This is a genomic window from Bradyrhizobium sp. USDA 241 (assembly GCF_049739505.1).
Classification (GTDB): Bacteria; Pseudomonadota; Alphaproteobacteria; order Rhizobiales; family Xanthobacteraceae; genus Bradyrhizobium; species Bradyrhizobium liaoningense.
The window spans coordinates 4,096,295-4,114,916 of record NZ_JBMGPZ010000005.1; the positions used below are offsets into that span (position 1 = coordinate 4,096,295).

19 protein-coding genes and 1 pseudogene are annotated in these 18,622 nt (G+C 64.9%); 9 read left to right on the forward strand and 11 right to left on the reverse strand.

Annotated features, from left to right (window positions below; all coding sequences use genetic code 11):
• Positions 1 to 3: 3 nt before the first annotated feature.
• The gene (locus tag ABIF91_RS41675) at positions 4 to 291 is read right to left on the reverse strand and encodes an usg protein (RefSeq protein ID WP_028177340.1); all 288 of its coding nucleotides are present in this window, start codon (positions 289 to 291) and stop codon (positions 4 to 6) included.
• Between the two features lie 375 nt (positions 292 to 666).
• On the opposite strand from ABIF91_RS41675, the gene groES reads away from it, so the two are divergent.
• From groES to ABIF91_RS41690, 3 genes are all read left to right on the forward strand, one after another.
• On the forward strand, positions 667 to 981 hold the full coding sequence (gene groES / locus ABIF91_RS41680) for a co-chaperone GroES (RefSeq protein WP_024340799.1): 315 nt from the start codon (positions 667 to 669) through the stop codon (positions 979 to 981).
• A gap of 45 nt (positions 982 to 1,026) precedes the next feature.
• Complete coding sequence (gene groL / locus ABIF91_RS41685; RefSeq protein WP_035696468.1) at positions 1,027 to 2,667, forward strand: chaperonin GroEL; 1,641 nt, start codon at positions 1,027 to 1,029, stop codon at positions 2,665 to 2,667.
• Positions 2,668 to 2,823: 156 nt separating this feature from the next.
• Positions 2,824 to 3,111 carry a GIY-YIG nuclease family protein gene (locus ABIF91_RS41690; RefSeq protein WP_028177342.1) on the forward strand — a complete coding sequence of 96 codons (288 nt, stop codon included), beginning with the start codon at positions 2,824 to 2,826 and terminating at the stop codon, positions 3,109 to 3,111.
• A 61-nt stretch (positions 3,112 to 3,172) separates the two neighbouring features.
• Here ABIF91_RS41690 and lepB read toward each other — a convergent pair.
• Both lepB and ABIF91_RS41700 read right to left on the reverse strand, forming a co-directional pair.
• Positions 3,173 to 3,915, reverse strand: a pseudogene (gene lepB / locus ABIF91_RS41695) (signal peptidase I).
• A 138-nt stretch (positions 3,916 to 4,053) separates the two neighbouring features.
• A complete protein-coding gene (locus ABIF91_RS41700; RefSeq protein ID WP_028177343.1) occupies positions 4,054 to 4,893 on the reverse strand; it encodes a LysR family transcriptional regulator in 840 nt (279 codons plus the stop codon).
• Between the two features lie 141 nt (positions 4,894 to 5,034).
• Between ABIF91_RS41700 and ABIF91_RS41705 the strand changes: the two genes are divergently transcribed.
• Together ABIF91_RS41705 and ABIF91_RS41710 are read left to right on the forward strand one after the other, a co-directional pair.
• On the forward strand, positions 5,035 to 5,628 hold the full coding sequence (locus ABIF91_RS41705) for a cysteine hydrolase family protein (RefSeq protein WP_028177344.1): 594 nt from the start codon (positions 5,035 to 5,037) through the stop codon (positions 5,626 to 5,628).
• 11 nt (positions 5,629 to 5,639) lie between these two features.
• On the forward strand, positions 5,640 to 5,777 hold the full coding sequence (locus ABIF91_RS41710; RefSeq protein WP_155251790.1) for a hypothetical protein: 138 nt from the start codon (positions 5,640 to 5,642) through the stop codon (positions 5,775 to 5,777).
• Between the two features lie 117 nt (positions 5,778 to 5,894).
• Here the strand turns inward: ABIF91_RS41710 and ABIF91_RS41715 are convergent, their stop codons facing one another.
• The gene (locus ABIF91_RS41715) at positions 5,895 to 6,116 is read right to left on the reverse strand and encodes a hypothetical protein (RefSeq protein WP_028177345.1); all 222 of its coding nucleotides are present in this window, start codon (positions 6,114 to 6,116) and stop codon (positions 5,895 to 5,897) included.
• Positions 6,117 to 6,610: 494 nt separating this feature from the next.
• Complete coding sequence (locus ABIF91_RS41720; RefSeq protein WP_028177346.1) at positions 6,611 to 7,699, reverse strand: DUF2778 domain-containing protein; 1,089 nt, start codon at positions 7,697 to 7,699, stop codon at positions 6,611 to 6,613.
• Between the two features lie 622 nt (positions 7,700 to 8,321).
• Between ABIF91_RS41720 and ABIF91_RS41725 the strand changes: the two genes are divergently transcribed.
• Positions 8,322 to 8,846, forward strand: coding sequence for a FecR domain-containing protein (locus tag ABIF91_RS41725; RefSeq protein ID WP_028177347.1), 525 nt, complete (start codon positions 8,322 to 8,324; stop codon positions 8,844 to 8,846).
• A gap of 60 nt (positions 8,847 to 8,906) precedes the next feature.
• The gene (locus ABIF91_RS41730; RefSeq protein WP_028177348.1) at positions 8,907 to 10,796 is read left to right on the forward strand and encodes a CHASE2 domain-containing protein; all 1,890 of its coding nucleotides are present in this window, start codon (positions 8,907 to 8,909) and stop codon (positions 10,794 to 10,796) included.
• A 191-nt stretch (positions 10,797 to 10,987) separates the two neighbouring features.
• Here the strand turns inward: ABIF91_RS41730 and ABIF91_RS41735 are convergent, their stop codons facing one another.
• The 4 genes from ABIF91_RS41735 to ABIF91_RS41750 all read right to left on the reverse strand — a co-directional run bounded on the left by ABIF91_RS41735 (position 10,988) and on the right by ABIF91_RS41750 (position 14,592).
• Positions 10,988 to 12,490, reverse strand: coding sequence for a glycosyltransferase family 39 protein (locus tag ABIF91_RS41735; protein ID WP_424579779.1), 1,503 nt, complete (start codon positions 12,488 to 12,490; stop codon positions 10,988 to 10,990).
• Between the two features lie 6 nt (positions 12,491 to 12,496).
• On the reverse strand, positions 12,497 to 13,630 hold the full coding sequence (locus tag ABIF91_RS41740; RefSeq protein WP_028177350.1) for a glycosyltransferase family 2 protein: 1,134 nt from the start codon (positions 13,628 to 13,630) through the stop codon (positions 12,497 to 12,499).
• Between the two features lie 239 nt (positions 13,631 to 13,869).
• Positions 13,870 to 14,067, reverse strand: coding sequence for a hypothetical protein (locus ABIF91_RS41745; RefSeq protein WP_028177351.1), 198 nt, complete (start codon positions 14,065 to 14,067; stop codon positions 13,870 to 13,872).
• 144 nt (positions 14,068 to 14,211) lie between these two features.
• Positions 14,212 to 14,592: a hypothetical protein gene (locus ABIF91_RS41750; RefSeq protein ID WP_028177352.1), complete on the reverse strand. Its 381-nt coding sequence runs from the start codon at positions 14,590 to 14,592 to the stop codon at positions 14,212 to 14,214.
• A gap of 114 nt (positions 14,593 to 14,706) precedes the next feature.
• Between ABIF91_RS41750 and ABIF91_RS41755 the strand changes: the two genes are divergently transcribed.
• Complete coding sequence (locus ABIF91_RS41755; protein WP_028179250.1) at positions 14,707 to 15,528, forward strand: DUF72 domain-containing protein; 822 nt, start codon at positions 14,707 to 14,709, stop codon at positions 15,526 to 15,528.
• Positions 15,529 to 15,637: 109 nt separating this feature from the next.
• A complete protein-coding gene (locus tag ABIF91_RS41760) occupies positions 15,638 to 16,099 on the forward strand; it encodes a DUF488 family protein (RefSeq protein ID WP_028179251.1) in 462 nt (153 codons plus the stop codon).
• Between the two features lie 114 nt (positions 16,100 to 16,213).
• On the opposite strand, the gene ABIF91_RS41765 is transcribed toward ABIF91_RS41760, so the two are convergent.
• Both ABIF91_RS41765 and ABIF91_RS41770 read right to left on the reverse strand, forming a co-directional pair.
• The gene (locus ABIF91_RS41765; RefSeq protein ID WP_028179252.1) at positions 16,214 to 17,128 is read right to left on the reverse strand and encodes a PhzF family phenazine biosynthesis protein; all 915 of its coding nucleotides are present in this window, start codon (positions 17,126 to 17,128) and stop codon (positions 16,214 to 16,216) included.
• A gap of 152 nt (positions 17,129 to 17,280) precedes the next feature.
• Entirely contained in the window at positions 17,281 to 18,588 is a 1,308-nt protein-coding gene (locus tag ABIF91_RS41770; protein ID WP_028179253.1) for an adenylate/guanylate cyclase domain-containing protein, read from the reverse strand.
• Positions 18,589 to 18,622 lie beyond the last annotated feature (34 nt).

The following is an 18,622-nucleotide window of genomic DNA, read 5'->3' on the forward strand; positions in this document are numbered from 1 at the left end:
CGCTCAATGCAGCCGGAACACGCCATCCACGGCGCGCAGCTCGGCCGGCTTGATCAGCTTGGAATGCGCCACCGTGACCGAATGCAGGGGGCCGTCGAGCTTTTCCTGCCAGAACGCCAGGAAATCCTTCAGCGCCGGAAATTTCGGAAACATGTCGTAGTTCTGCCAGACGTAGGTCTGGAGCAGCGACGGATGATCCGGCATCCGATAGAGAATTTGCGCCGTCGTCAGTCCGTAGCCCAGCATCTGTTTCCGGAAATCCTCGGAAACGCCCCCACTCCGCAGTCCCATGCCAAACCTCCTTTGCAGGAGCGCATTCGGGGGGTGGCTTGATCGGTGCCCCGGGAGCCACCCGGAAACGACGCGCTCACATGAGAGAAATGTGACGCAAACTGACAACTCATCTCAAGCCCAAAAGTTTAACAAGCTGTTGAAATTCAATGCGTTAGCAGCAGATACACCTCCGTGCTAATACGGGTCCGGCGTCGGTTAACGATGGCAAAGAGATTCTGGCAGTCCGCGCTTTCGGGTGCTAATTTTTCTGCTAGAAGGCCTTGCCCCCGCAAAATTCCTGGCTTATCTCAGCTTCGCCTGTGCTAGCACTCGCGGGCAACGACTGCTAACAATCTCAAATCCTCAACACGTGCAATTGCTTAGGAGGACTGCATGAAATTCCGTCCGCTTCACGACCGCGTCGTGGTCAAGCGCATCGACGCAGAAGAGAAGACCGCTGGCGGCATCATCATTCCCGACACTGCCAAGGAAAAGCCCTCCCAGGGCGAAGTCGTCGCCGTTGGCCCGGGTGGCCGCGACGAGTCCGGCAAGCTGATCCCGATCGACCTGAAGGTCGGCGACCGCGTGCTGTTCGGCAAGTGGTCCGGCACCGAGGTCAAGATCGACGGCCAGGACCTGCTGATCATGAAGGAGAGCGACGTGATGGGCGTTCTCGAGGTCAGCGAGTCCAAGAAGAAGGCGGCCTAAGAGCCCCCTCTCCCTCCAGTCAAACCATTCCAAGGAAAATTCCAGATGGCAGCCAAAGAAGTCAAATTCTCGGTCGATGCGCGCGACAAGATGCTGCGCGGCGTCGACATTCTCGCCAACGCGGTGAAGGTGACGCTCGGCCCGAAGGGCCGCAACGTCGTGCTCGACAAGTCGTTCGGCGCTCCCCGCATCACCAAGGACGGCGTCACCGTCGCCAAGGAGATCGAGCTCGAGGACAAGTTCGAGAACATGGGCGCCCAGATGGTGCGCGAAGTCGCCTCCAAGTCCGCTGACGCGGCCGGCGACGGCACCACCACCGCAACCGTGCTGGCCCAGGCGATCGTGCGCGAAGGCGCCAAGTCGGTCGCCGCCGGCATGAACCCGATGGACCTCAAGCGCGGCATCGACCTCGCTGTCGAGGCGGTCGTTGCGGACCTCCAGAAGAACTCCAAGAAGGTCACCTCGAACGACGAGATCGCCCAGGTCGGCACCATCTCGGCCAACGGCGACCAGGAGATCGGCAAGTTCCTCTCCGACGCCATGAAGAAGGTCGGCAACGAGGGTGTCATCACCGTCGAGGAAGCCAAGTCGCTCGAGACCGAGCTCGACGTCGTCGAGGGCATGCAGTTCGACCGCGGCTACATCTCGCCCTACTTCGTCACCAACGCCGACAAGATGCGCGTTGAGATGGACGACGCCTACATCCTCATCAACGAGAAGAAGCTCTCCTCGCTGAACGAGCTGCTGCCGCTGCTCGAGGCCGTGGTGCAGACCGGCAAGCCGCTGGTCATCGTCGCCGAGGACGTCGAAGGCGAAGCTCTCGCGACCCTCGTCGTCAACCGCCTGCGTGGCGGCCTGAAGGTCGCGGCCGTCAAGGCTCCGGGCTTCGGCGATCGCCGCAAGGCCATGCTGCAGGACATCGCGATCCTGACCGGTGGCCAGGCGATCTCGGAAGATCTCGGCATCAAGCTCGAGAACGTCACGCTCAACATGCTCGGTCGCGCCAAGAAGGTGATGATCGACAAGGAGAACACCACGATCGTCAACGGCGCCGGCAAGAAGGCCGACATCGAGGCGCGCGTGGCCCAGATCAAGGCGCAGATCGAGGAGACCACCTCGGACTACGACCGTGAGAAGCTCCAGGAGCGTCTCGCCAAGCTCGCGGGCGGCGTCGCGGTGATCCGCGTCGGCGGCGCGACCGAGGTCGAGGTGAAGGAGCGCAAGGATCGCGTTGATGACGCGATGCATGCGACCCGCGCGGCTGTCGAGGAAGGCATCGTCCCGGGCGGCGGCGTCGCCTTGCTCCGTGCCTCCGAGCAGCTCAAGGGCCTGCGCACCAAGAACGACGACCAGAAGACCGGCGTCGAGATCGTGCGCAAGGCGCTGTCGGCTCCCGCCCGCCAGATCGCGATCAACGCCGGTGAAGACGGCTCGGTGATCGTCGGCAAGATCCTGGAGAACAAGGCCTACAATTATGGCTTCGACTCCCAGACCGGCGAATATGCCGACCTCGTCAAGAAGGGCATCATCGACCCGACCAAGGTGGTCCGCACCGCGATCCAGAACGCAGCCTCGGTTGCCGCGCTCCTGATCACCACGGAAGCCATGGTCGCCGAGCTGCCCAAGAAGGGCGGCGCCGGCCCCGCAATGCCTCCGGGCGGCGGCATGGGCGGCATGGACTTCTAAGTCCAGCCTCTCAGGCACAGTCGAGACATGCGAAACCCCGGCAGCGATGCCGGGGTTTTTTGTTTTCAGGTGATACACGCTAAGATGGTGGTGGATTCGTCATTCCGGGGCGGCGCGCAGCGCCGAGCCCGGAATCCATAACCACCGGCGGATGGAATGGCCTACTATGTCTACATCCTCGCAAGTAAGAAGCACGGCACGCTCTACATCGGCGTGACCAGCGATCTCGTTCGTCGGGTGTATGAACACAGGACCAAAGCCGTTCCCGGATTCACGACGAAGTACGACGTTTCGAAGCTCGTCTTGTTCGAGATCTACGACGATGCAGTGACCGCCATCGCCCGCGAGAAAGAACTCAAGAAGTGGCGTCGCGACTGGAAGACGCGGCTGATCGAGGAGCAGAACCCAAACTGGGATGATCTTTATCCTGGGATAGCCAACTAAGGCCTGTGGTTATGGATTCCGGGCTCGCGCCCAAGTGGCCGCACCCCGGAATGACGGGGCCTCACTCCACTTTCCCCAACCGCTCGAAGCGCGGCTCGCCGTCATCGTCGAGCGACCAGAGGATCCGCGTCACCTTGCCGACGAGATTGTCCATCGGGATGAAGCCCATCGTGGACGCCATGCGGCTGTCGGTGGAATTGTCGCGGTTGTCGCCGAGCACGAAGGGCCTGGCGGCACGGCGTAGACGCTGGTGTTGTCGAGGAAACCATTGTCGAGGCAGTCGTAGGTCACATAGCTCGCGCCGTTCGGCAGCGTCTCGCGCCAGCGCTTAACCTTCGCCTCGTCATCGCCTCCGCAGGCGGCGCCGGCTTGTGCCTCCTTCAGCGCGACGCGCGTCACCGGACGGTCGTTGAGGATGAGCCGGCCCTGCTGCATCTGGATGCGGTCGCCGGGCAGCCCGACCACGCGCTTGACGTAATCGACGGAGGTATCCCTTGGCGTTCGGAAAACGACCAGGTCGCCATACTCGGGCTCGGCGGCAAAGACGCGACCTGATATCCAGGACGAAGCGAAGGGGAAGGAATAGCGGCCGTAGCCATAGGCATATTTCGCCGCAAAGACATAGTCGCCGACCATCAGCGTCGGCGCCATCGAATTCGAGGGGATGTTGAACGGCTGATGCAGGAAGTAGCGAAACAGGAACGGCGGCGACCACAGCACCGGGATCAGCAGGATCAGGATGACGATCGCCTTCCATTCCCGCGATCGTGCCGAGGGACGGATCGTTTGCTCAAGAGTGGTCATGCAGCTGCCCTGTTCAAAGACGTAGTCGTCGCGAGATTACGCAACCTGCGCGCGCGTGCAATCCCTCAGCGAACTTGCGAATTTGGTCGCACGTCCCGCGGCCCGCGTTCAATGCGAGACCATGAACGTCGCCAGCGGTCAGCCGTGTGACAAATCCTTGAAGCAGTGACGTACCCACTCGATCGTCACGCGCGTCGCCGGATCGCGCTTCAGATGGTTCTGCACCAGGAGCCAGACGTCGCGGCGTTTCGGCAGCAGCGTGGCGCGGAGGCTGCGGTCGGCGAGCAGCGGCCCGCAGCTGTGTTCGGGCAGCACGCCGATGGCCTGATGCGACTGGATCATGGTGCGGATGATGCGGACATTGTCGGTGACGCAGCGCACGTTCGTCAGCCGCTTGGCACGCAGGAACTGCTGCTCGGGGATCGCATCGAGCTCGTCGGGATAGACGCACGCGACCGGCTCGGCTCCGCTGCGGTCCGCGGGCTCGAAGAAATACAGCCCGACCTCGCCGAGCTTGGAGATGGTGAAGTCGCCCTTCTCCGGCTTGCGCAGGCGGATGGCGAGATCGGCCTGCCAGCGCGAGAACTTGACGTTGCCGCTGGAGGTGAGGAATTGCAGCGTCAACCCCGGGTGACCGCGCAGGAAGCTGGCCGCATGCGGCGCCAGCAATTCTTCGGCTACCGCATTGGTCGAGGCGATGCGCAGCCGGCCGACCGGGCCGGGCTGGCTCTCCTTGATGCGGTCGATCGCCGCCGCATGCGCCGCCATCGCGCCGACATGCTCGAGTACCGCCTCGCAGTGGCGCGTCGGCCGGCGCAGCCCGTCCACGGCGTCGAACAATGGCACGCCGAGGTCGCGCTGGATGCGCGAGAGGCGGCGGCCGACGGTGGTCTCGTCGATGCGCAGCCGCGCGCTGGCGCCGGCATAGGTGCCCTCGTCCCTCACTGCGGCGATGATGCGCAGGTCGTCCCAGTTCATTCCGCGAGCCTAGCAGGCGATGGCGTATCCTGCAAATTTGCAGCCGTATGCCGCAATATTCCTGCACAATGGCAGGCATCAGTTGCGCTAGTGTCGCCTCATCCGACATCCCAAGACGACATCCAAGAAGGCCCGACCAGCATGACCGCTCCAAAGACCCTCCTCGAACTCGCCGGCGCCGATCTCAATCCGCCGAAGCTCAACGAGAGCTGCCTCGTGCTGATCGACATCCAGAACGAATATTGCGCCGGTCCGCTGGTCCTGCCCGATGCGCAAGCGGCGATCGCCGCGGCTGCGCGCCTGCTCGCGCGCGCACGCGAGAGCGGAGCCGCGATCTTCCATGTCGCGCACAAGGGCCGCGCCGGCGGCCTGTTCGACCGCGAGGCCGCGCGCGGCGCGATCGTCGAGCGCCTGATGCCGCTCGCCGGCGAGCCCGTGATCGAGAAGGCGCTGCCCAACGCCTTTGCCGGCACCGACCTGCAGGCCCGGCTGGCCGCGACCGGACTCAAGAACATCGTGCTGGCCGGCTTCATGACCCACATGTGCGTCAGTTCGACTGCCCGCGCCGCGCTCGACCTCGGCCTGCGCACGACGATCGCGGCCGACGCCTGCGCCACCCGCGACCTGCCCGACGGCCGCGGCGGCACGCTGGACGCCCGGACGATCCATCAGGTCGCGCTGGCCGAATTGTCGGACCGCTTCGCGATCATCGCGCAAGTCGAAGCACTGACTTGATGGAGCGTGCGATGCTGCAGCTTTATTTCTTCCCGATGGCCTGCTCGCTCTCGAGCCGCATCGCGCTGAGCCGGTTGAGCGGCAGCCAGGTAGCGACTGCAATCAAAAGGAACTTCGTAGAATCCGGCGAAATACGGCAGAGGCAATGAACAAGGTTCGAGATCGAAGCGCCGTTGTTGCTTCGGCTCAAGCACAACCTTCAGGCAAGTTGGTTGCGAGGCCAACCTTGGTCGAGCCGACTCCCTTCAAGGCTGGTGAAATCGTGGTTATGGCGGTCTTAGCTGTTCGAGCAGGGCATTTCGCTCTTCGCGCAGCTTGCGAAGCATGAGCGCGTTGTCGGCCTGAAGCTCCTGCCACTCTATACGATCTTCCGCGGTCCAAAGGAAGGACTCGCGATTGAACCGAGCCTTCTCGGCCAGATCGAAAGCTTCATAGATTTCAATCTGTCTCTCGATTCGCTTGATCTCCTCTTGGATGGTTCCAGGCATCGATCGAGCGTAGGCGTGTGGCGCAGCGCACGTCAATCTATCGACCCGAGCGCAGTGCAAGGCCTCGATGTATCTCGCAAAAGTTGTACATCTGCTTCAGGGGCGCGCGGACACCTGCCGCTCCTGAAACTCCGCTCGCAGTCGGTACTCTCCGCATTTCCAAAAGTGCGTCCTTTGTGCGCTGATCACTCGTCAGCTCCGCTTGCTGTCGTGCCGCCGCTTCGAGCCGGCCACGTTGTGGGAGATGTCCTGCGGCCTGATATCAACGTTCCACGACGGGCGCATTCAACCAGGTAAGGGAACCGCGGCTCCAAGGGGAGAACTCGCATGAACCGACGATCGCTTGCGGCGAATGATGGCGATCGATGGCAAAGCAACCGGTCGGGCCGGTCTATGGCGGCTCCTTGCCGGCCGCTCGATGCGAGGCAGGTTCGGTTGACGGCGACCGCTCGCCGGGAACGCGCTGCGCAAGACGATGGCGACGTGAGCGCGCCTCACTCCACCCGCGCCAGCACCGCGAGCTTGCGGATGCCCTTGTTGCGGTAGGCGTCGAGGAACGCGTAATAGTCCTTGAAAGACACGCAGCCGTTGGAGTCGCCGTTCGGCCCGAGCATGAAGGTATGCGCGAGCAGGCCGTCGCGGCCGTGGATCGCGCTCTCGCCGCCGATCGGGGTCAGGCGCAGCGCCGGCACGCCGTGGAACAGCGCCTCGCGCGGCTTCAGCGTGTAGATGTGCGGCGGCGTCACGCCGCGCATGCGGATCTTCGAGGAGCGCGGATCGTCGAGATTGGAGCCGAGGCCCGAATGCGCCTCGAGCTTGGTTCCGTCGGGTAGATACACCGTCTTCGCGGTGATGTCGTACACCGCGGTGTCGCGCTCATAGGGCGGCGCGCCGCCGAGCATCGGGTTCTGCTCCTTCGGCGCGATGGACGCGGTCACGCTGGCATCGGCCGAGGCGTAGGCGAGCAGCCCGCCGGACGGCTCGCGCTTGCCCCAGAGCTTTTCCACCATCGACTGGCGCGGCCCGGTGATCGACATCACCGCGGCCTTGGCGCGATCGGCGAACGACTTCGGCTGCGCCTCGGGCGCCGGCACGCTCTGGGCCGGATCGGCCGAGGCCAGCTGCATCTGGGCATCCGGCGCGCGCTTGGTCTTGTCAGCGGTCTTGTCAGCAGTCTTGGCCGCCGGCTTCAGCGCGTCGGCGACCCTCGCAACCACGCTCTGCTTCGGGGCGTCCTTCGAAATCTCCCTGGCCAGCGCAACCTGAGTCGGGGGCGCTGCGCTCGCCGCATTCGACGGCACGCCTTGCGTCGCGGCCGCGGCAAAGCGCTCGTTGAACATCTCGCGCGAGATCGGAGCTGCGACCTGGAGCCGGTCGGGCAGCAGCGCGAAGGTTTCCCGGATGGCCTCGCCGGCCTCGCGCAGCACGACCTTGGGCGCGCGCCTGATCACCGGCTCGTCGTAGCCGATGCTGCCGACGGTCGGGTAGACGCTCGCGCCGAGAATGTTGCTGTAGATGATCCAGCCGGCGCCCATCAGGACGCAGCCGATCGCCGCGGTGCCCAGCCAATTGGCCGTGGTCATTTTCCGGGAAGGCTTCCGAAGCGAATTCTTGCCAGGATTTTTGGACTTCCGTGCCGCGATACTTTGCGCAGCGATACTCGTACTCATTCGCCTTGCGTCCAGGACGGTGTCACTCGGTCCCCCTTCAAAGTGCCGCTGGTCACGATCCGGGAACAGCATCTCGCAGAGGGTCGGAGCGTCATTAGGGCGACTTTTAGTTAAATGCAGATTAAGTTCGGGCGGATATGGGGCAACGCGTCAACGTTGTCCCGTTTTGAGAAAAAAGCCCGCAGAACTACGGACTTAGCCGCATCTGTTAACCATGTTTCTCGACCGGTTTACGTCAGGTCTTCGAGGCTTGCGGCCGCACCCACGAGACACTCAACAACGTCATTTTCGTGGTCGCCAACTAGCCCTGACCGTAGCGCGGAAGCGTTGCGCGAGGCTGGTGGGCCGGGCGTCCGTCGAGCCCTGCGCCCTCACCCGGCACGGTGCCGTGACCGAAAGTTGATCACGTCGGTTCTGGTAATCGCCGCCGCGAGAAAGTAGCTCCTACCTCGGCACTTTTCAGCAGCCTCTGCGCGTCATACGGTACCGTATCGATTTGCCCTGAACTGTGCCGTGCACGCAAACGGAGGCTGGCATGAGAGGGATCGCGCGCGCAGGGTTTTTCGCCCTGGCGGGGTCGTTTCTGTTGATTGGATCTGCGACTGCGCAGCCTGGTGCCAATTTGGGCTGTACGGCATCGCCGTCGGCCGCCGGGACGCAGACCTGGCGCTGCGACAACGGCATCACCATCGTTGCGGAAAATGGCGCCAGATTTGAACTAAAGGACGCCAACCGCGACGGACATATAGACTCCGTGGAGTTGAGCAGCAAAGCCTTGCTGGTCGAGGTGCCCCGGAAGCCGCGGGGCAATCCGTTCAAGGTGCTGACGCCGCAAGCGATCGCCGCGGTGCGCGGCACCAAATGGGCGGTCGATGTCGCCGACGCCAAGACCTCCGTGTTCGTCGCCGACGGCCGGGTCGGTGTGACCCGAAGGGCTCGTGGACGCGGCGTCGTGCTCGGACCCGGCGAAGGCGTCGATGTCGAGGCAACCGGCCCGTTGACCGTCAAGACCTGGGGCCAGCCGCGCGTCGACGCGCTCATGGCAAGACTCGGACAATAAGACCGGGTCAACAACGCTCGCCCACGAGATTTGGACGATAGAAGATTGCAGAACGAGCGCATGCGCAACCGACGCGTTCAGATCCTGGTGGCACTCGTCCTCACCGCGCTGTGGGGCGCGGGCATCTTTGCCGCGCACGCCAACGGCCGTCTGCGTTTTCTCGACCGCCTGGAAGCCACGCTGACGGATTGGCGGACGCAGGCCCGCGGCGTGCGGCGTCCACCCGATCTCGTCACCATCGTCGCGATCGACGACACCGTGGTGAAGCGCGGCGGCAGCTATCCGCTGCCGCGCGCCGATCTCGCCCGTGTCGTCGACACCATCGTGCAGTTCAAGCCGAAGGTCATCGGGATTGATCTCCTGCTCGTCGACCGCAGCGCTGCGATCGGCGATGCCACGCTCGCCAGCACGCTCGCCACCGGTCCCATGGTGCTCGCCGCCGCGGCGATCTTCCCCTCCGCCAGCGAAACCGTGGATCCGAGCAGCGAAGGTCCCCTCGCCGCCCTGCCGCAGGCCGAGCGCTTCCTGCAGCCGTTGCCCGCGTTCGCCGAACACGCCGAGGTCGGCGTCGTCAACGTCGCGACGGGACAATCGGGCTCACCGCTGTCGGTGCCGATGCTGTTCCGGACGCGCGACAAGGTCGAGCTGTCGTTCCCCTTGCGCGTCGCGGCCCGCGCGCTCGACCAGCCGCTGACGGTCGCGCCGGACCATCTCATGCTGGGCGATCGCGCGGTGCCGACCGACGGCGATCTGGCATTGCCGATCACCTATTACGGCCCGCGTCGCACGATCCGTACCGTCAGCGCACAGAGCATTTTCGACGGCACGCTCGATCGCGCGGCGATCGAGAACCGGATCGTCGTGATCGGCGCCTCGGTCGCCGGCGGCGGCGACTTCTATCCGACGCCCTTCGATTCCCTGATGCCCGGGGTCGAGGTGGTCTCGACCGCGATCACGCATCTCGTCGCCGGCGACGCCATGGTGCGCGACCGCAGGGTCCGCGTTGCCGACGCGCTCACTGCGATCCTGCTGCCGATGCTGCTGGTCGGGCTGCTCGCCTGGCGGCGCAGCGCGCTGGGCATCATGACGGCGGCCGCGGTGATGATCGCCTGGGCCGGGGTCAACCTGTTCGCGTTCACGCACGGTGTCTGGCTCAACGCCGCAACCACGCTGGCCGCGGCAATGCCGCCGGTTGCGGTCTTTGCCGGCGTGCAACTGTGGGCCGGAGGCCGCCGCACGCAATATTTTGCCGCCAAGAGCCGGTCGCTTGCGCAATTCCAGGCTCCGGCGCTGCAGGAGTGGCTGGCGCGAGATCCGAACTTCCTGTCGAAACCCGTCCGGCAGGATGCAGCCGTGGTCTTCGTCGATCTCTCCGGCTTCACCGGACTGAGCGAGCGAATTGATCCGAACGAACTCAGGACTCTCCTGAAGGCGTTTCATGCACTGATCGACAAGGCCGCGATCGACTATGACGGCATGATCACCGGCTTTCTCGGCGACGGCGCCATGATCCTGTTCGGGCTGCCGCGCGCGATGCCCGACGACGCGGCGCGCGCTCTGAAATGCGCGATCGACCTGCATCGCGGCCTCGAACGTTGGATCGCCTCGCTGCCGCCGGCGATCGCAGGTCAACTCGGTTTCAAGATCGGCGCGCATTGCGGCCCGATCGTCGCGTCCCGGCTCGGCGAAAGCCATCAGCACATCACGGCGACAGGCGATACCGTCAATGTCGCAAGCCGTCTGATGGAGATTGCCGCCCAGAACGATGCGCAGCTCGCGCTGAGCGATACGCTGCTCGACACTGCCGATTTCAGCGGCGCTCCCGACGGCATCCTGTCCGGCCCCCTGCTCGCCCAGGTCCGCGGCCGCTCCGGCATCGTGACGGTCTGGTTCTGGCGCGACCGGGATGGGCCGGGTCAGGCCTCGACCAAGGCCGAGATGATCGGCTGAATAGCCATTGCCATCGGCCCAACACTCCGCCGTCGTCCCCGCGGACGCCGGGACCCATACCGCGTGATCTATCGATGAGCGCAGGTTGCCGTACCGAACTGAAAAACCGCCCACGAACAGCCTTCGCCAAACTTCTCCTTGGGGGTATGGGTCCCGGCGTTCGCCGGGACGACGATGGGGGACAGTAGGGCTTACCGCGCTTCCGGCGGCGGCGAGCGATCCAGCACCTCGCCCTTGGCGCCCTCGAGCAGGTCGATGCCATAGGTCTCGACCACGAGCGGCCCGCGCTTGCGCTGCAATTGCGCGATCTGCGTCACCTGCGCAAAGAGGGCGTTGAGGGCGGGATGGCCTCCTGCGCGCAGCTCGTCGACATAGAGCAGCTTGCCGGCGAGCAGCCTGGGATCGGGTTCCGGCATGTTGACCCAGCGGATGCGCTGGGTATGCTGCGCAACGCAGGTGCCGCGCGGCAGATAGAACGCGAGCCAGCCCGTGGTGCCGTAATCCTGCGCCAGCACACAGGTCGCACCACTGCGCACGCGCACCGTTTCGATCTCGGCGGCTAGCTCGCGCCAGCCGACGCCGACGCTGCGCACCGTGGCATCGCGGCGATATCCGGACAGCCAGCCGGTATTGGCCTGCACGATCAGGGCTGCAAACATCACGATGCCTGTTGGCGCCGCCCAGCGCAGGCAGAAATCGACCAGGCGCCGCTGGCGTGGCTTCCACTGCACGAGGTTGGCGGCGGCCGCCGCGGCGATGACGAAAGGCGGATAGACCGGCGCGAACCAGTTGGCTTCGACGCGGGCATGCAGCGAATGCCAGACGAAGTAGACGACGATGGTCCAGAACATCGTCTCGATCAGCACGCGCGAGGCCAGCGCGCCGGCGCGCCGCCAGGTCAGCGCGTGCAGGCCCATCGCGCCGAGGATGAAGACCAGCGGCGTCGCGAACGCGATCTGGGTCGGGATCAGCTCGGCAATGAAGACGGGGCGGAAGTCCTCGATCCTGGCGCGGCCGAGCTGCTTTGCGAACGAGACCCATTGATGGTCCGCATTCCACAGGATCACCGGCGAGAACAGCGCCAAGGCAACGAGGCCGCCGAGATAGGGCCAGGGCGAGAGAAACCAGCGCCTGAGCTTCGGCACGGCCGCGAGCCAGATCAGGATCGCCGGTCCAAAGAACATCGCGGTGTATTTCGACAGCAGCGCCGCGCCGACCGCCGCGCCGACCGCGAGCCACCAGGCGCCCCGGCCGGTCTCCAGCACCTTGGCGAGGAAGAACAGCACGAAGCTGGAGGCGACCAGCAACGGCGCATCGGGCGTGACGATCAGCGTGCCGACGGAGGCCAGCAGCGTCACGTTGAGCAGGATGGCGCTGGTCGCGGCCACGCGCGCGCCGCCGAACAGGATCGCGGCAGAGCGATAGACCGCATAGCTCATCGGCAGCGCCAGCAGGATCGAGACGAGGCGGACGCCGAGCTCGGTATCGCCGGCAATCATGGTCCCGGCGCGGATCACATAGGCGACCATCGGCGGGTGGTCGTAATAACCGCCCGCCAGATTCTTTGACCACATCCAGTAATAGGCTTCGTCGAACGTGATCGGCGTGAATGCGGCCGCAACGAGCCGCAATCCGACCAGCGCGAGAATCAGCAGCGCGGTGTTGCGGACGATCCGCGCGTCGGCCCCGCCCATGGCGTGCTATTTCTTGCGCCAGACGAACAGTCCGGACATCGCGTAGTTCCACACCACGCCCATCAGCGCGCCGGCCATGCCGGCCAGCCACCAGATCGGCTCCTGGTCGTACACCGAGAAAGCGACGCCGACATTGGCGAGCAGGCCGACGCTGCATACGATGTAGAAGGCGATGAGGCCGCGCAGCAGCGCAAAGCCCTTCAGCCGCTGGTCGCGATAGGTGAGGAAGTTGTTGAGGATGAAATTGCTGGTCATGGCGACGATGGCGCCGGCGGCCTGCGCCTCCGCGAACGGCGCGTTGAACAGCTGAAGCGCGATGAACAGCGTGGTCAAGTGCACCACGAGGCCGATGCCGCCGACCATGGCGAACAGGATGAAGCGCAGCGAGACGATGTCGTTGGTCAGCTTGGCCAGCACGAGACCCAGGAAGTCGAGTGCGACCATGGAATCGAGCTTGCTCTCGCCGTGCTGGCGGGCGCCGAAAGTGTAGGGGATCTCGACGGCGCGCAAGCTGCCGTGCGCGCTCGCGACGACGTCGAGCAGGATCTTGAAGCCGTGCACGGAGAGCTTTGGCGCGAGCTGCTCGAAACGGTCGCGGCGAATCATGAAGAAGCCGCTCATGGGATCGGCGATCTCGACCCGCAGCATCTTCCTGGCGACCTCGGTCGCAAGCGCACTGGCTCCGGCGCGCTGCTTGTTGAAGCCTTCGCTCTTGTAGCCCTCGATGTAGCGGCTGCCGACCACGAGGTCGGCCTGATCGCTGGCGAGCAGCAGCAGCATCTTCGGCAGCTGCGTCTCGTCGTGCTGGAGGTCGGCATCGATCACGGCCACATAGGGAGCGCTCGAGGCGAGGATGCCTTCGATGCAGGCGCCCGAGAGGCCGCGACGGCCGATGCGGCGGACACAGCGCACGCGGCTGTCGCGCTGCGCCAGCGCGCGCACGACGTCCCAGGTGCCGTCGGGCGAGTTGTCGTCGACGAACACGACTTCCCACGCGATATTGGCGAGCGTCGCCTCCAGCCGCCGGTACAGCACCGTGACGTTGTCGCGCTCGTTGAAGGTGGGGACGATGACCGACAGTTCCGGCCCCTCTTGAGCCTGCGGCGGGATGTCGGCGCCGGGTCTGATCGCTTCGTTCATGACGGCAGCGTATATCCGCCGCGTCCTGCGCTGCCAAGCCGGGGTCTCTGGGGAACGGCCGAAAAGAGGCCCTAAAATGCCAACGACCCCGGAACGGCAGACCGCGCGTACATCCGGCGCAGGCCTGAGCTATTCCAAGGTCGTCCCAGCAACGGAGTTGTTCGCTCAACGTCGCCGTTAAAGACTAGATGGGGACGGCAGAAGCGCTTCGCAAGGGGCGGAAACCCCATTTTCGCGCCCTATTGGTTGGGCACTTCCCGGATTATCGGGCCGCGCGGCACGGGCGCGGCGGGGGCGGCCGGTGCCGGGGCCGACTCGACTTTCGCCGGCCTGGGCGGCTTGCCGTACTGGCCGATCGGCCCAAACACGACGGCAACCGCAAGCACGACCGCCGCGACGATCGCCCCCAGAATGCCCCCCACCGACTCAGACGACATGCAAGTCCATCCCTGCTCCAGATGCGGCGAGTGATACCATGGATGAGCGCGCGGCCGGAAGAGGTGCCGAAAGGGGGCGAATAGCGAATGGGGAGTAGCGAATGAGGAAACCGGCCTTGCCCCCTATTCGCTATTCGCCACTCCTTATTTGGCGGGCGGTCGGTGCTTGACGAAGGCCGTCACGATGTCCTTCTGCGCCGCCTCCACCGCCCTGTTCGCGGTGGCGAGATGGGCGCCGGCATCGATGTTCGGATACTGCGTGGTGAGATAGTCGAGCAACGCGACCCGGTAATATTGCCGCTCCGATGGACAGGCGCCCGCAACCGAGCGACCGAAATCCTGCTCCGACAGGCCTTGATTGGAGTCGCGCGAATATTCCCGCGCCAGGCAATGCCAGTAATCGTCGCGGCCCTGCTGGGCGAGCTTCTGTGCGCTTCTCGCGTCGTCGTCATCGGCCAAAGCGGGCCATATCATGGCAGCAGATGTCATCATGACGAGCGCGGCTCCCACCGACAGCATCCGCATCTTGTTCTCCTTTTTTCGCGGGTCCGGGCGCAAGCTTAGACGGGGCGGGCCAACTGGCCAATCACAACTGGTTTGACTAGGATGGGGTCCCTCCCCGTCGATGCGAGAAATTCCGTGGCCAAAGCAAAAACCGCGTCAAAAAAATCCGGCAACATCTTCATCGGCATCGGCGGCTGGACCTTCGAGCCCTGGCGCGGCGTGTTCTATCCGGAGAAGCTGGCGCAGGCGAAGGAGCTGTCCTACGCCGCCTCGAAGCTGACCTCGATCGAAATCAACGGCACCTATTACGGCTCGCAGAAGCCGGAGAGCTTTCGCAAATGGGCGAGCGAAGTCCCTGATGGTTTCGTGTTTTCGGTGAAGGGACCGCGCTTCGCCACCAACCGCCGCGTGCTCGCCGAGGCCGGCGATTCCATCAAGCGGTTCTATGATTCCGGTGTGCTGGAACTCGGCGACCATCTCGGGCCGGTGCTGTGGCAGTTCGCCCCGACCAAGAAATTCGACGGCGCTGATTTCGGCAAGTTTTTGGAGCTGTTGCCGCGCAAGCTCGACGGGCGCGCGCTGCGCCATGTCGTGGAAGTGCGCCATGACAGCTTCTGCACGCCGGACTTCGTCGCGCTGATCCGCAAGTTCGAGACGCCCGTCGTGTTCGCCGAGCACGGCAAATATCCGGCCATCGCAGACGTCGCCGGCGATTTCGTCTATGCGCGGCTCCAGAAGGGCAATGACGAGATCAAGACCTGCTATCCGCCGAAGCAGCTCGATGCCTGGGCCAAGCGCCTCCAGGACTGGGCTTCGGGCGGCGAACCCGACGACCTTCCGAAGGTTGACGAGGGCAAGCCGAAGAAGGAGCCGCGGGACGTGTTCGCCTATGTCATCCACGAGGGCAAGGTGCGCGCGCCGCACGGCGCCATGGAACTGATCGCGCGGGTGAGCTGAGCGGGCGATGGCCAATTGGGAGCACCAAGGCCTCCTCACGTCATGGCCGGGCTTGTCCAGGATAAGCCCGGCCATGACGACCTCCCGTGTCGTGACCTGAGGAGTCCCCATGACAAAGGCGAGGAAGCTGTTCACCATCGGCTACGAGCAGACGCCGCCCAAGGCCGTGCTGGACGAGCTGGAAGAAGCCGGCGTCAAGCTCGTGGTCGATGTGCGCGCCGTGACGTCGTCCCGCCGCCCGGGCTTTTCCAAGAAGCAGCTTGCGGCAGGCCTCGACGAGCGTGGGATCGCCTATGTCCATCTCGCCGCGCTCGGCACACCGAAGGAAGGCCGCCTCGCCGCCCGCAGCGGCCAGTACGACGTGCTGGAGAAGATCTTCTCAAAGCACCTGAAGGCGCCAGAAGCCAGGGAAGCGATGGACGAACTCTCGGCGCTGGTGAAGAAGGCCGGGCCTGTCTGCCTGCTCTGCTACGAGCGCGACCACACCCACTGCCACCGCCAGATGATCGCGGAGATCATCGAGGAGCGCGACGGGGTGGCGGTGAAGAATTTGGCGGGACGGCAGGTGTAGTTGCCGCCGTCATTCCGGGGCGCGCCTCTTGGCGCGAATCCGGAATCCATGCACCCACCGACACTGCGGCCCGATGGATTCCGGGTTCGCGCTCGCGCGCCCCGGAATGACGGGCTAAGCCTCTCCTGCCAGCGTGAACGTCCCTTCCATCATCTGAACGCAGCTCCCGCCGACATGGGCGGAGACGATCTTGCCGTCCTGCTTGCGCACGCGGGTGAGAAGCATGCTGGGACGGCCCATGTCAAAGCCCTGGCCGATGGTGAGCTTCAGTTCGCCGTCGCGCATGGGATCGAGATCGGCGAACAGCGCGGCGGCGGCAACCGTCGCACTGCCGGTGGCGGGATCTTCGATCAGGCCGCTCGCGCCGGGAAAGAACATCCGCGCCTGACGCTCGCAGGGCGCCTCCGCTGCCGGCACATCGCGCGTGTAGAAGTAGACCGAGAAAGCGCCGTCGCGCGGCAGCATCCGGCCAAACGCTGCAGCATCTGGCTTGGCCCTGCGCACGGCTTCGCGCGATCCCACCTCCGCCACCACGAACGGCGTTCCGACGCCGACGACCTGCGGCGCGTGATGATCGGTCTTGATGTCATCCGCGGTCAGGGAAATGCAGGCGGCGACGTCGGCCGCGGACAGCTGCGCAAGCCTCGCCAGTTGCTGTGGGGCGGTGAGCTCGGCGCTGATCACCCTGCCCTGCTCCCGCACGATATCGACCGGGACCAGACCGGCCTTTTCCTCGAACAGCAGCCGCGGCTTCGACTCTTTTGCGATCGTTGCCAGCACGAAGGCCGTGCCGACATTGGGATGGCCCGCAAACGGCAGCTCCCGAACCGGGGTGAAGATGCGCACCTCGGCGTCGTTGGCCTTGTCGCGCGGCGGCAGCACGAAGGTGGTCTCGGAATAGTTGAACTCGGTGGCGATCGCCTGCATCTGCTGCGTCGACAGCCCGCCGGCATCGAGTACCACGGCGAGCTGGTTGCCGCCAAAGGCGCGATCGGTGAACACGTCGACGGTGACGTAGCGGCGCTGCATCGTCTCTTCCTCATGCAAGTGACGGCCGCGACCGGCCGCGTCGCCGGCACTCTACAAGCCGGCCGCATCGCTCGTCATGTCCCAAAATTCGGAGCAATCGGAGCAATCGCCGATGATGGAAGAGACCTGCGTGCGGCGACGCATGATGCGCGCTACCCCAGCTGAAACACCTGCACCTTCTGCACGTAGCCGCGCACTTCGACTTCACCGAGCGCGACGGCGTCGCTGCCGTCGTCGCCCAGCGCCTCGCGCACGGATGCCGAGATCAGGAACTGCGAGCCGAACTCCTTGTTCAACGCCTCCAGGCGCGAGGCAAAGTTCACGGTGTCGCCGATCACCGTGTACTCCTTGCGCCGGGGCGAGCCGATATTGCCGGCGACGACTTCGCCGAAATGGATGCCGATGCCGATGCGAAGCGGCCAGCTCGTCTGCGCGTTGATGCGGTCCATCGCGGTCAGCATCTCGCGGCCGGCGGCGACCGCGCGGTGCGCGGCGTCGGAAGCCTCCAGCGGCGCCCCGAACAGCGCGAGGAAACCATCGCCCAGAAACTTGTTCACGATGCCGCCGTGGCGGTCGAGGATGTCGACCAGCACGGCAAAGGCGCCGTCGAGCCGATCGACCACCTCCTGCGGAGTGCGCGACTGCGCGCCGGCGGTGAAGCCGCGGAAATCGACGAACATCACCGCGACACGGCGGAGGTCGCCGCCGGCGCTGGCTCCGGCGGCCATCAACCGCTCCACCACCTGGGGCGAGACGTGCTGCCCGAACAGGTTCGTCACGCGGTCGCGCGCGGTCGCTGCCGCAATACTCGCGGCGAATTGCCGCCGCAATTGCGCTCCGACGGCACCCGCCAGCACGCCGCAGATCAGGATGACCACGCTGCGCACGGCGTGGAAGTAGATCAGGGGCTCGCCGGTCTCGCTCGTCAGGTTGTAGTGCAGCGCGGCCGCCAGAAGCCCGGCGGCAGCCACGAGACCCGTGAATGTGGAAAGCCAGAAATCGAGCCGCAGGGTCGAGAGGATGATGAAGATGAAGTACATCAGCGGTACTGCGAAACCGAGAGCCTGGCTCGCGCCCATGGACCGGATTTGCAGGATGAGGATGACGGTCGGCACCGAGGTCTCGATCAGCGCGCCGATATAGCGCCTGATCACCGGCAGGTCGCGATCGAGGCGGAGATTCTTCCTGATCTGGGTGTGGACCCAGACCTCGAACAGGATGAAGCAGAGGAGAAGGCCGTAGACCTGGATGATCCCTTCCGTCCCGCGCCAGACCCGGTTCACCACGGCGGGATCGAGCAAATAGATCGCGGTGAGGAACAGCATCATGACGCACCCCGTCAGGATCAGCGCCCGCACCCGCAACAGCTCGGTGCGCAGCACTTCCCGCGTCAGCTCGCGCTCGAAATCCTTCGAGAGGACGGCATGCTGCCGCGTCCTTCTGCTGGCAAACCTGACCATTCCACCCCCTTGTCATTCCGGGGCGCGGCGCAGC